Source organism: Rhodospirillales bacterium (assembly GCA_016699855.1).
Taxonomy (GTDB): domain Bacteria; phylum Pseudomonadota; class Alphaproteobacteria; order Reyranellales; family Reyranellaceae.
Map to the genome: position 1 here is coordinate 2,040,301 of CP064988.1, position 12,389 is coordinate 2,052,689.

Annotated in this window: 12 protein-coding genes; 5 read left to right on the plus strand and 7 right to left on the minus strand. The window is 70.9% G+C overall.

Annotation, left to right across the window (positions count from 1 at the left end; all coding sequences use genetic code 11):
• Positions 1 to 60: 60 nt before the first annotated feature.
• Positions 61 to 1,059, minus strand: coding sequence for a tripartite tricarboxylate transporter substrate binding protein (locus IPK81_09480; protein QQS14366.1), 999 nt, complete (start codon positions 1,057 to 1,059; stop codon positions 61 to 63).
• Between the two features lie 119 nt (positions 1,060 to 1,178).
• Positions 1,179 to 2,174, minus strand: a complete 996-nt coding sequence (locus IPK81_09485) for a tripartite tricarboxylate transporter substrate binding protein (protein QQS14367.1) — start codon at positions 2,172 to 2,174, stop codon at positions 1,179 to 1,181.
• Between the two features lie 173 nt (positions 2,175 to 2,347).
• Between IPK81_09485 and IPK81_09490 the strand changes: the two genes are divergently transcribed.
• Genes IPK81_09490 through IPK81_09500 form a run of 3 tightly spaced genes read left to right on the plus strand, consistent with a single transcriptional unit; the run spans position 2,348 to position 5,533 of the window.
• Entirely contained in the window at positions 2,348 to 2,959 is a 612-nt protein-coding gene (locus tag IPK81_09490; protein ID QQS14368.1) for a glutathione S-transferase family protein, read from the plus strand.
• A 19-nt stretch (positions 2,960 to 2,978) separates the two neighbouring features.
• Positions 2,979 to 4,403: an amidase gene (locus IPK81_09495; protein QQS14369.1), complete on the plus strand. Its 1,425-nt coding sequence runs from the start codon at positions 2,979 to 2,981 to the stop codon at positions 4,401 to 4,403.
• A gap of 29 nt (positions 4,404 to 4,432) precedes the next feature.
• Positions 4,433 to 5,533, plus strand: a complete 1,101-nt coding sequence (locus tag IPK81_09500) for an LLM class flavin-dependent oxidoreductase (GenBank protein ID QQS14370.1) — start codon at positions 4,433 to 4,435, stop codon at positions 5,531 to 5,533.
• A gap of 10 nt (positions 5,534 to 5,543) precedes the next feature.
• On the opposite strand, the gene IPK81_09505 is transcribed toward IPK81_09500, so the two are convergent.
• Positions 5,544 to 7,379: an acetyl-CoA hydrolase gene (locus IPK81_09505; GenBank protein ID QQS14371.1), complete on the minus strand. Its 1,836-nt coding sequence runs from the start codon at positions 7,377 to 7,379 to the stop codon at positions 5,544 to 5,546.
• A gap of 68 nt (positions 7,380 to 7,447) precedes the next feature.
• Positions 7,448 to 8,014, minus strand: a complete 567-nt coding sequence (gene greB / locus IPK81_09510; GenBank protein ID QQS14372.1) for a transcription elongation factor GreB — start codon at positions 8,012 to 8,014, stop codon at positions 7,448 to 7,450.
• Between the two features lie 57 nt (positions 8,015 to 8,071).
• Here greB and IPK81_09515 point away from each other — a divergent pair, with 57 nt between their 5' ends.
• Positions 8,072 to 9,400: an MFS transporter gene (locus IPK81_09515; GenBank protein ID QQS14373.1), complete on the plus strand. Its 1,329-nt coding sequence runs from the start codon at positions 8,072 to 8,074 to the stop codon at positions 9,398 to 9,400.
• 10 nt (positions 9,401 to 9,410) lie between these two features.
• Here the strand turns inward: IPK81_09515 and IPK81_09520 are convergent, their stop codons facing one another.
• Positions 9,411 to 9,644 (minus strand): alpha/beta hydrolase, encoded by a 234-nt coding sequence (locus IPK81_09520; GenBank protein QQS15032.1) that lies wholly within the window; start codon positions 9,642 to 9,644, stop codon positions 9,411 to 9,413.
• Here IPK81_09520 and IPK81_09525 point away from each other — a divergent pair.
• Positions 9,550 to 10,023: a hypothetical protein gene (locus tag IPK81_09525; GenBank protein QQS15266.1), complete on the plus strand. Its 474-nt coding sequence runs from the start codon at positions 9,550 to 9,552 to the stop codon at positions 10,021 to 10,023. The two genes, IPK81_09520 and IPK81_09525, sit on opposite strands and share 95 nt — an antisense overlap.
• A 384-nt stretch (positions 10,024 to 10,407) precedes the next feature.
• Here the strand turns inward: IPK81_09525 and IPK81_09530 are convergent, their stop codons facing one another.
• Together IPK81_09530 and IPK81_09535 are read right to left on the minus strand one after the other, a co-directional pair.
• Positions 10,408 to 11,679, minus strand: coding sequence for an LLM class flavin-dependent oxidoreductase (locus tag IPK81_09530; protein QQS14374.1), 1,272 nt, complete (start codon positions 11,677 to 11,679; stop codon positions 10,408 to 10,410).
• A gap of 152 nt (positions 11,680 to 11,831) precedes the next feature.
• Positions 11,832 to 12,377 carry a hypothetical protein gene (locus IPK81_09535; protein ID QQS14375.1) on the minus strand — a complete coding sequence of 182 codons (546 nt, stop codon included), beginning with the start codon at positions 12,375 to 12,377 and terminating at the stop codon, positions 11,832 to 11,834.
• Positions 12,378 to 12,389: the final 12 nt, after the last annotated feature.

Sequence of the window (12,389 nt, forward strand, 5' to 3'; positions counted from 1 at the left end):
GCGGAATCGACGGGGCGTTCAGCATCGCCAGCCTCTCCGGGCGCGGGGTCGCAGCCGCGTCTACGCCTTCGCCAGTCCCGACTTGATCAGCAGCGGCTTGACGTCGGTGTAGTATTTCTCCGCGAAGGCGCGGTACTCCGCCGGCGTCTTGCGCCACGGCACCTGGATGAACTTGTCGAGCAGCGGCTGGTGGGCGGGATCGGCCATGGCCTCCGTGTAGACCTCGTGCAGCGTCTCGATCGCCGCGCGCGGCAGGTCCTTCGGGCCGACGAGCCCGTAGGGGCTGACGGCGATGGCATTGATGCCACGCTCGACCAGCGTCGGCTTGTCGGGGTACTTCGGGAGCCGCACCGGCGTCGCCATCGCCAGCAGGCGCAGCTGCCCGCTATCGACGAACGGCGCCCACTGCGCGCCGTCGGGCACGAAATGGATGTGCTCGCCCAGCAGCGCCGGCACGAACTCGGCGCCGCCCTTGTACGGGACGTGGGTGAACTTCGCGCCGCTGGCCTGCTCGATCTCGATCGTCAGCAGGTGGCCCGTGCCGCCGATGCCCGACGTGCCGTAGTTGTACTTCTCCGGCTCCTTCTTGCCGGCCGCGATCAGGTCCTCGATCGTCTGCCAGGGCGAGTTCGCCTTGACCACCACGCCGAAGGTGAACTCCGACAACCCGGTGATGTAGCTGAAGTCGCGCAGCGGATGCCAGTTGGCCTGCTGGTAGTGCGGATAGCGCAGGCTGTTGATCGTCATGCAGGCGATGGTGTGGCCGTCGGGCTTGACGTTGACCATCTGCGCCGCCGCCAGCGTCGCGCCGGCGCCCGCCTTGACGTCGACGATGACCTGCTGGCCCAGCGCCTTCGACACGCGCTCGGCGAGGAAGCGCAGATGCACGTCGCACACGCCGCCCGCCGCCAGAGGATTGTAGACGGTGATCGGCTTCTCGGGCTTCCACTTCGCCTGCGCCCGGACCGCGCCGGGCACCACAGTCGGCGCGGCGAGCGCCGCGCCGGCGGAGGCCAGAAACTTCCGGCGCGTCCCCGCGCCGCCACGATATCCATCCATGCGATTCTCCCAACAGGCGCCTTGTCGTTCGGCGCGTCGGCGCCGGCCGGCGATAGCGCATGTTGGGCCCGGACGACCGCCCTCCGTCAAGCCTCGTCCGCGGCGTGGCCAGCCGCCGATCAACCCTTCGCCAGACCGGCCTTCACCAGCATCGGCTTGACGTCGACATAGTATTTCTCGGCGAAGGCGCGGTACTCGGCCGGGGTCTTGTACCAGGTGGCCTGGATGACGCGGTCCAGCAGCTGCTGATGGGCGGGGTCGTCCATCGCCGCCTTGAACGCGTCGTGAAGGCCCTGCACGACGTTGGCCGGCATGTCCTTCGGTCCGACCAGCCCGTAGGGGCTGTGCGCCACGACGTTGATGCCGCGCTCGACCAGGGTCGGCGCGTCGGGGTACTTGGGAAAGCGCTTCTCGGTCGCCATCGCCAGGATGCGCACCTGGCCGTTGTCGACGAACGGCGCCCATTGCGAGGCGTCGGGGATGAACTGGATGTGCCCGCCCAGCATCGCCTGCATCCACTCCGCGCCGCCCTTGTAGGGGATGTGCGTGAACTTGGCGCCGGTCGACTGCTCGATCTCGATCATCATCAGGTGGCCGGTGCCGCCGATGCCGGACGTGCCGTAGTTGAACTTCTCCGGCTCCTTCTTGCCGGCCGCGATCAGGTCCTCGATCGTCTTCCACGGCGAGTCGGCGCGCACCACCACGCCGATCGTGTAGGCGGACACCCCGATGATGTAGGTGAAGTCGCGCAGCGGATGCCACGCCGCCTGCTGGTAGTGCGGATAGCGCAGGCTGTTGATGCTCATGCAGGCGATGGCGTGGCCGTCCGGCTTCATCGGCGCCATGGTCGCGGCCGCCAGCGTGCCGGCGGCGCCGGGCTTCACGTCGACGATCACCTGCTGGCCCAGCACCTTGCCGGCCTTCTCGGCCAGGAAGCGCATGTGCACGTCGGTCGAGCCGCCGGCGGCGAACGGATTGTAGAGCGTCACGGGCCGCTCCGGCTTCCACGCCGCCTGCGCCCGCGCGCCCGCGGGCAGGATCGTCGGCGCTGCCAGGGCGGCGCCGGCGGCGAACAAGTGGCGGCGGGTGAGCGGCGAGGGACGGTCGCTACGCATGTGCGGTCTCCGGGGCGGCGGGTGGAAGGCGGCGCGCATCCTGCTGAGGGCGGGGCCGGCCGTCCACCACCACCACCGCATCCCCGCCACGCGCCGTTGACCGCCCCGCCCGCGCGCTGCTACCGCTGCCGGGACAACGCCGCCCCGATGGCGGCCCATATGGAGGAAACGCGATGAAGCTGCACACCTCGATCGGCCCCAATCCGCGCGTCGTGCACATGTTCATGAAGGAAAAGGGCATCGAGCTGCCGCTGGTGCAGATCGACATCCGTGGCGGCGACAACCGCAAGGAGCCCTATCTGAAGGTCAACCCGGCCGGCCAGAGCCCGGCGCTGGAGCTCGACGACGGCACGGTCATCACCGAGATCACCGCGATCTGCGAGTACCTCGACGACGTCACCAAGTCCGGTCCGTCGCTTATCGGATCGAATCCCAAGGAGCGCGCCGAGACGCACATGTGGGTGCGCCGTATCGATCTGAACATCCTCGAGCCGATGGCCAACGGCTTCCGCTACAGCGAGGGCATCAAGATGTTCGAGAGCCGGATGCGCTGCCTGCCGGAGGCCGCCGCCGGGCTGAAGGCGATCGCCCAGGACAAGCTGAAATGGCTCGACGGGCTGATGGCCGGCAAGACCTGGATCGCCGGCGACCGCTTCACCCTGGCCGACGTGCTGCTGTTCGTGTTCCTCGAGTTCGGCAAGAGCGTCGGACAGCCGATCAATCCGGAGTTCAAGAACATCGCCGCCTGGCACGAGCGCGTGAAGGCGCGGCCGAGCGCCGCCTGACATGCCCGGAGCGGCGGCCGTGGACGACGATCTGCTGTTCCTCCCGGCCGTCGACGCGGCCAGCCTGATCCGCCGGCGCCGCCTGTCGCCGGCGGAATACATGACGGCGGTGCTCGACGCGGCGGCGCGCTCGCAGCCGCGCATCAACGCGTTCGTGACGATCGACCGCGACCGGGCGCTGGCCGGCGCCCGCGCCGCCGAGGCCGCGGTGGCGTCCGGCGGCCCGCTGGGTCCGCTGCACGGCCTGCCGGTCAGCGTGAAGGACCTGATCGACGTCGCGGGCATGCGCACGACCCATGGCTCGCGCATCTACGCCGACAACGTCGCGACGGCCGACGGCGTGACGCCGGCCCGTCTGACCGCCGCCGGCGCCATCGTGTTCGGCAAGACGACGACGCCGGAGTTCGGCCACAAGGGCCTGACCGACAGCCCGTTGCAGGGCACGACGCGCAATCCGTGGTCGACCGACCGGACCTCGGGTGGATCGAGCGGCGGCGCCGCGGCGTCGATCGCAGCCGGCATCGGCCCGCTGGCGGTCGGCACGGACGGCGCCGGCTCGGTGCGCGGCCCGGCGGCGACCTGCGGCATCGTCGGGCTGAAGCCGACGCTGGGCGCCGTGCCGATGGAGACGGCGTCGGACGTGTTCGCCAACAACAGCTACGCCGGTCCGATGACGCGCACGGTCGGCGACGCCGCTCTGATGTTCGCCTCGATGGTCGGGCCCGACGACCGCGATCCCTGGACCTTCAACGCCCGGCTGGCGCCCGTCTCGCCGCTACTCCAGGCCGAGGGGTTGAAGGGCGTGCGCGTCGGCTACATCGAGCGCATGGCCAACCGCCTGCTCGACCGCGAGGTGCGCGCCAACACCGAGGCGTCGCTGCGCGCGCTGGAATCGCTGGGCGCCGAGATCGAGCCGGTGACCGAGGCGGTCGACTGGATCGAACACGAGGGCCGCGTCCTCTACCAGAGCGCCATCGCCGCCAGGATGAAGCCGCAGATGGCGCGCTGGCGGTCGGAGATGGATCCGTCGATGGTCGCCTTCGCCGACTGGGGCGAGGGCTTCTCGATGCACGACGTGCGCAACGCGGAGTACGCGCGCACCGGCCTGTTCCAGCGCGTGCAGGGCCTGCTGCGGCGCTTCGACTTCCTCGTCTCGCCGACCACGGCACGCACCGCGCTCGACGCCGGTTTCGACGCCACCGCCGAGGTGGTGATCGAGAACGAGCGCTGCGGGCTGACGCGCCAGAGCTGGACCGCCTACCAGTACCCGTTCAACCTCACCGGCCATCCCGCGATCTCCGTGCCGTCCGGCTTCGCGTCCGACGGGCTGCCGACCGGGCTGCAGATCATCGGCCGCTGGTGGCACGACCTCGACGTGCTGCGCGTCGCCGCGTTGTTCGAGCGCGCCCGGCCGTGGGCCCACCGCCGCCCGCCCGCCGCCTGAATCCGCCGCGCCTCGGAAGGAGCCTCGCGATGAAACTCGGCATGTTCATGATGCCGTTCCACCACCCCGACCGCGACTACGGGACGGTGCTGCGCGAGGACCAGGAGGCGATCATCCTCGCCGACAGGCTCGGCTACGACGAGGTCTATGTCGGCGAGCATTCGACCTCGTGGTCGGAGCGCATCTCCTCGCCGCTGATGTTCCTCTCGACTCTGGTCGACCGCACCTCGCGCATCAGGCTCGGCACCGGCGTCATCAACCTGCCGCAGACGCACCCCGCCATCGTCGCGGCGCAGGCCGCGATGTTCGACCACCTCAGCGGCGGACGCTTCATCATGGGCGTCGGGCCGGGCGGACTGGTCAGCGATCTCGAGATGTTCGCGCTGGGCGATCCGCAGGCCCGCCCGCGCATGACGCAGGAGGCGATCGACATCATCCTGAAGCTGTGGTCGCGGGATCCGCCCTACGAACACGATGGCGAGTTCTGGAAGATCGGCCTCAGGAACGGCGTGTGGCCGGAGTTCGGCGTCGGCAAGGTGCCGCGGCCGCTGCAGGCGCCGCATCCGCCGATCGCGCTGACGCTGGTGACGCCGGACTCCTCGACCGGCGCGGTCGCCGGCCGGCGCGGCTTCATCCCGATCTCCGGCAACTTCTTCAACGAGCGCTTCCTGCGCGGCCACTGGAACAAGTACGCGGAGGGCTGCGACGAGGCCGGGCGCGCCGCCGATCCGGCGGCGTGGCGCGTGGCGCGCTGCGTGCTGGTGGCGCGCAGCGACGCCGAGGCCGAGGACTACATGTCCGATCCCGGCAACGGCATGTCGTACTACTACAGCTTCTTCCGCCACAGCATGGCGCAGGGGCGCGCGGCGCTGTTCATGCTCAATCCGAACCCCGACCGGAGCACCGACGCCGCGCTGACGGTCGACGCGATCAAGCGCGGACAAGTCATCTACGGCGGGCCGAAGCGCGTGCTGGAACAGCTCGTGGCGCTGCGCGGACGCATCGGCCCGTTCGGCGCCCTGCTCGCCACCGGCCACGACTGGGACGACGGCCCGCTGTGGCGCCGATCGATGGAGCTGCTGGCGACCGAGGTGTGGCCGGCGTTCCAGCGCCACTGCGCGACGGTCTGACCCCGGCAGCCTACCGCAGCGACGCCAGCACCAGCGCGCGGTAGAGGCGCTCCTTCAGTCCGGACGGCGCCGCGAGCGCCATGCGCTGGAGGCACGCCGCCTCGTCGGCCGACGGCGACGACAACCCACCGGCGGCCAGCCGCAGCAGGCCGAGGGTCGACGCCGACGCGGTCTTGAGCCGTTGCAGCGCGGGGATCAACCGGCGTTCGACGTCGGTGAAATCGGTGCCGAACGGGAACGGCGGCAGATCGCCGTCGTCGATCGCCGGCCGCAGCGCGCGCTCGATCCGCTCGGGGAAATTCTCGCGGCTCGCCGCCGGGATCTCGTAGGGACGCGCGATCTTGCCGGCGTCCTTGGCCTGTCGCAGCAATTCCTCTTGGAAGCGCGAATCGGCGACCGCCAGCATCGCCGCCACGACCTCCGAGTCGGTGCGGCCACGCAGATCGGCGGCGCCATACTCCGTCACGACAATGTCGCGCAGATGCCGCGGGATGGTGGTGTGGCCGTAGCTGTAGCGGATGTTCGAGGCGGCGCGGCCGCCCTCCTCGCGCGTCGCGCCCAGTGTCAGGATCGAGCGCGCGCCCTCGAGCGCGAAGGCCTGCGCCACGAAATTGTACTGCCCGCCGACGCCGCTGACGACGCGGCCGTCCTCGAGCCCGTCCGACACGACGGCCCCCAGCAGGGTCGCCATCATGGCGTTGTTGACGAAGCGGGCGCCGACGCGGGCGCGGCGCTTTCCCGCCTCGTCGCCGAACAGCTCGTTGACGAACGACACCGGCGTCATGCGGATGCGGTCGCGCTCGGCGTCGGGCATCTCGCGCAACGCGCGGTAGAAGCCGCGCGGACCGAGGAAGAACGCGGCGTGCAGCACGGCGCCGTCGACCTCGCGCATCAGGACGCCGGCGCGGATCAGCTCGAGGAATCCGTCGACGAACATCTCGCTGCAACCGTAGAGGCCGGCGTCGAACGGCGCCTCCTCCAGCATCGCCGGCGCGGCGGCGCCTAGCGGCAGCCGCGCCGACACCTCGCGGAACCGGGCGTTTCCGGCATGGCGCAGGATCAGCGCCCGGCACACCGCGTCGCCGACCGAGCCGATGCCGATCTGCAGCGTGCCGCCGTCGGGCACCATCCGCGCGACGTGCAGACCGGTGGCGTACTCCACGACGCTGACCGGCGGCTTGGGCGGCGCGAACAGCGGGAACTGCGCGGCCGCGCCGTCGAACGCGTGGTCGAAGGCGTCGCGCGGCAGGTCGGCGTCGGCGCCCATGAAGGGCAGCTCGTCGCTGACCTGCGCCACGAGGCGGAACGACGCCTTGCCGGCGGCGCGGGCCGCCAGCAGGTCCATCGTCAGATCCGGATTGCAGCTCAGCGAGTAGCGGTCGCCGCGCTTGGCCACGAGCTGCGCCACCACGTTGACGCCGCGGTCGAGCACGTAGCCGGCGGCGTGCGTGTAGTTGGCGGAGATGTAGCTCTGCTGCGCGCCGGGCGAGCCCAGCCAGCGACCCGCCAGCATGAAGAACTCGTTGACCTCGATGTTCGGCGGCAGCGTCCCGGCCCGCCGCGGCGCGGCGTAGGCGAGATCGGGCCAGCCCGCGAACAGGCGCTCGGCCAGCGGTCCGACGAAGCGGCGTTCGAGGTCGCTGCCGCCGCGCGGCGGCTCCAGGGTCAGCGCCGTGAAGATGCGCAGCTTGATCGAGGGGTCGGCGGCGGCGCGGGCGTAGAGCGCGTTGACCACGTGGTTGGCCTTGCCCAGCCCCAGCGGCAGGGCCAGCGTGATCGTCTTCCCGACCTCGGCGATGATCGCGTCGGCGACCGATCCGGCGTCCTCGTGGCGTCGCGGCCGCATCAATCCTCCCCGCGCTCGACGCCGGCCCGTCCCGTCCGGCGGCCGACTATCGCACGATCGCGCGGCGGCTACACCGACGCCGGCGCCGGCGGATAGGCGATGGCGACGACCTCCAGCTCCTCGACGCCGCCGGGCGTGCGCATCTTCACCACGTCGCCGACCTGCGCCTTGAGCAGCGCCCGCGCCACCGGCGAGATCCAGCTCACGTGGTCCGGCGCGGCATCGACCTCGTCGATGCCGACGATGGTGACGGTGCGCTCGCGGTCCTTGGCGTCGGCGTAGGTCACGGTGGCGCCGAAGAACACCTGGTCGCGCCGCGGCTGGCGCGCGGCGTCGACCACCTCGGCCGCCTCCAGCCGCTTGCCGAGGAAGCGGATGCGGCGGTCGATCTCGCGCAGCCGCTTCTTGCCATAGAGGTAGTCGCCGTTCTCCGAACGGTCGCCGTTGGCGGCGGCCCACGACACCACCTTCACGACCTCCGGCCGCTCGACTTTCATCAGGTCGAGCATCTCCGTCCGCAGCCGCTGGAAGCCCGCGGGGGTGATGTAGTTCTTGACGCCGGCCGGCAGCGCCGGCGCGCCACCATCGGCGTCGTCGTCGTCGCCATCGGATTCCTTGACGAACGCCTTGCTCATGGCCCCGGCCTCCGGAACGGCATGCCCGCCGCGCGGTCCAGCCCCGCGCCGCCGGCGATGACGCCGCTCCTCCCCTCCGGTTACAACCAACCGGGCAAGCCGGGCAAGCGCGGCGACGGCCACGACCGGACGAACCGGCCGGGCGGAACGTCGGTCGCGGCGGGAGGGAACGTGTCGTCGCTGACGGAATCGCGCGCGCTGCTGGCCGACGCCGGCTTCCGTCGGCTGTGGCTGATCGGCGCCGTCACCAGCGTCATGCGCTGGCTCGACATGCTGACCGCGGGCATCTTCGTGTTCGACGTCACCGGCTCGCCCGGCATGGTCGCCGCCGTGACCCTGCTGCGCCTCGTGCCGATGGTCGCCGGCGCCTACGCCGGCACCCTGGTCGAGCGCCTGCCGCTGCGCCGCGTGCTGCGCTTCGGGCTCGTCGCGCTCGCCATCCTCTACGCGATCCTCGCTGCGCTCGGCGTGGCCGGGCTGCTGACCGTCTGGCAGGTCGCGCTGGGCGTGCTGCTGGTCGGCGTCTACTGGGCGCTCGACGGCTCGGTGCGCCGCACCCTGCTCAGCGACGTCGCCGGCGTCGCCCGCACCGGTCCGGCGATCGCGCTGGACTGGTCGACCATCAACGCGACGCGCGCGATCGGGCCGCTGGCCGGCGGCGCGGTCTACGCCGCGCTCGGCGTCGGCGCCTGCTACGCGCTGGGCGTCGCCTGCTTCGGCCTGGCGCTGGCGATGGCCGCGCGGCTCGACGTCGGCGGCACCGCCGCCGTGACCGAGCGCCGCCATGTGTGGGCGGCGATCCGCGACGGCTTCAGGATCGCCTGGGCCAGCCCGATGCTGCTGGGCACGCTGGCGGTGACGACGACGCTGAACTTCTTCGGCTTCCCCTACAGCAGCATGCTGCCGGTGGTCGGCAAGGAGGTGCTGCACGCCTCGCCGGCCGGCGTCGGCCTGCTGTCCTCGGCCGAGGGCTTCGGCGCCTTCGTGGCGTCGCTTGCGCTGGCCGGTCTGGCGCGGCCGAGCTGGTTCGCGCGCGCCTATCTGCTCGGCTCGTTCGGCGTCGCCATAGGCGCTCTGGTCCTCGGCCTGTCGACCGACTACGCGCTGTCGCTGCTGGCGATGCTGTTCGCCGGGTTCGGCATGGCGCTGTTCGCCACGATGCAGAGCACGCTGATCCTGACGCACGCGCCGGCCGACAGCCGCTCGCGGCTGATGGGCGTGCTGACGACCTGCATCGGCGTGGGCCAGCTCGGCATCGCCCATATCGGCGTGCTGGCGGCCAGCTTCGGCGCCGCGACCGCCATCGTCGTGTCGGAGGTCGAGGCGGTCGTCGTGCCGGCGCTCTGCGTCTGGCGCTGGCCGGCGCTGTGGCGCGACCGGCGCTGACGTCCGTCGCTCACGCCGTCCAGTCGAGCACCGCCTTGGCGACGGTGTCGGGCCGGTCGAGCTCGGCCAGATGTCCCGCGCCGGCCACGATCTCGATCCTCGTGCGGCCCTTGATGGCGTTGGCGAAGGTGTCGGCGTAGCCGCGCGGCATGATCCGATCCGCCTCGCCCCACAGCAGCAGCGTCGGCGCCGCGATCAGCGGCAGGCGCTTGGCCAGCCGGGTGTCGCCCAGCGGCCAGAAGATGCGCCGCCGCGGCCTCGCTGGCCCGGGTCATCTCGATCGGCCATTCGATCGAATTGGCGCCGGCCGGCATCTCGACCAGCTTCGTCCAGTTCGACGGCTCGGCGCACATCAGGCCGGGCAGATTCTCGACGCGTTGCGCCCAGGGGTCGGTCGCGGGATCCTTCTCGTCGTAGAGCCCGAACGGCGCGATCAACGCCATGCGGCGGACCGTCTCGGGGAACACCGCGGCCATCTCGGCCGCCAGCGCGCCGCCGGCCGAGCTGCCGACCAGATCGGCGCCGCGCAGCCCGGCGGCGTCGAGCAGATGGCGGACCGCGAGGATCCAGTCGAGATGCGAGTCGAGGGCGGTATGGCCGGTGGCGCCGGGGAAGCCCGGTAGCGATGGAACAACCACCTCGCGCGTCTCGGCCAGACGGTCGAGGAACGGGATCCAGCGCGGCAGGCCGCCGAAGCCGGCGAGGAAGCCGATCTTCTGGCCCTTGCCCTTGCGCCACACCCGGCACGGGAAGCCGTTGACGTCGACCGTCGACGATTGCGGTTCGCTCAAGACAATCTCCGAATCAAGTTTTTCGCTCGGCCTCTTGTCTCCTGTCCCCGCGACGGCGGGGAGAGGAAGGGCCCCATGCGCTGCATGGGAAGGTGAGGGGCATTGCGGCGCCCGCGCGGCGGAGCGTGGGCCTAGTGGGCGCAACGGCCATCGCGAAGCCCCTCATCCGGCGCTTCGCGCCGCCTTCTCCCCGCCTGCGCGGAGAGAAGGAAACGCCTACTCCGCCGCCAGTCTCGGCGAGAACGCCGGCACGGCGGCGCGCTCGCGCGCGGCCATCGGCTTGGGCCACCACTTGTCCTCCCACTCCGGGAACAGGTCCTTGACCCTGGGCATCACCTTCTCGGCGAACAGCTTGGTGTTGTAGTGCGTCGTCGCCTTGCTCATGTTGCCGTACTGCAGCAGCAGCATCAGGTGGCCGACGTTGAGGCTGGTCGCGACGTGGCGGATCTGCTCCACCACCTCGTCGGGCGAGCCGATGATGACGTAGCCGCCGTCGACGATGTCCTTCATGTTGGTGGCCTTCATCTTCAGCTTGTTGCTGTAGCTGGCCGTGTTCGCCGCCTGCGCCACCATGCTCTGGATGCCGGCGCGCTGCGTCGCCTCGGTGGTGTAGCCCGGCGGCGTCGCGAAGCGTGCATCGACGTGCAGGCAGCGGCCGTAGAAATACTCCGCCGGCTCGGTGTAGAGCTCCAGCGCCTGCTCGCGGGTCTCGGCGACGCCGACGAACTGCAGGAAGCCGGCGCGGTAGGGGTTCCTGTCCTTGCCGAGCTTCTCCATCTCCTTCCAGAAGCCCTGCATCGTCGTCAGCCCGGCCTTGTAGCCGTAGTACGACAGGTAGCAGTAGACGTAATCCATCTCGGCGCACCAGCGCCACGTCTCGACCGAGCCGCCGCCCGGCACCCAGATCGGCGGATGCGGATCGTTCTGGATCGGCCGCGGCCAGATGTTGACGTAGCGCTGCTGGTTGAAGCGGCCGGAGAACGCGAACGTCTCCTTCTCGGTCCACGCCTTCTTCACCAGGTCGTGCGCCTCGTAGTAGCGCTCGCGCAGCAGCGAGGGGTTCTGGCCGTAGGCGTAGCAGGTGTCCATCGGCGAGCCGACCGGGAAGCCGGCGATCAGCCGGCCGCCGGAGATGCAGTCGATCATCGCGAACTCCTCCGCGACGCGGGTCGGCGGATTGTAGAGCGCGAGGCTGTTGCCCATGACGCAGATCGCGGTGTCGGTGGTGCGGCGCGCCAGCGACGAGGCGATCAGGTTGGGCGACGGCATCAGGCCGTAGCCGTTGGAATGGTGCTCGTTGACGCAGACGGCGTCGAAGCCGCACTCCGCCGCGAACTCCAGCTCGTCCATGAAGTCGTTGTACATGAGGTGCGCGCGCTTCGGGTCGAAGAGCGAGGAATGGATGTCGACCCACACGCTGGGATGCTTCTGGTTGAAATCGTCCGGCAGCTCCGTGTACGGCATCAGGTGGAACCACATCAGTTTCATGGTCGCTCTCCTTCGCTCCGGCCGGCGCCGATATTAACGTTCATTCACAGCGGGTAGTGAACGCGCCGGCGCCCGCCGGAGTCAACCCGTGTGGACGCTGGCGGACGCGGCGTGGCGGGATGGCCGCCATGCGCCGGTCTCGTGCGCGGCGGCTATTGCGACGGTGGCGCGCGGCGCCGGAACACGAACCCGCCGAGGACGCCGAGCGGTGTCAGGATCGCCGCCGCCACGAGCGCGGGACGGCCGGGGATGCGCGCCAACCAGCGACGGTCGTCGACGAGGATGACCGGCGCATTGGGATCGTGCGGGCGGTAGGCGATCCGGACCACCGGCTTGGCGTAGCGGCCGACCTCGCCGATCCCGATGCGCCGCGCGTAGTCGTCGCTGATCTTCAGGTCCGACGCCGCCCGCGAGTCGGCGGGCCCGGCGGTCCATCGGATATCGATCACGAACGCCTCGTCCGTGGGTCTCCCGTCGCGGTCGGTGCGCGTGTACCGGCGGGCGTGCTGGACGACCTCCGCCTCGGCGATCGCGCCCTCGGCCAGGGTGGTCTCGGCGCGGACGTTCATCCAACCGATACCGCCGGCGACGAGCCCCGCGACCGCCATGGCGTAGGCGGCGAACTCGAACGCGCCGCGGCGGCCGCCGAGGGCGGCCGGCGCCGGCGGATCGCTCGAGGGTCCCGGTCCTCCGGTCATCGCCGCGCGCGC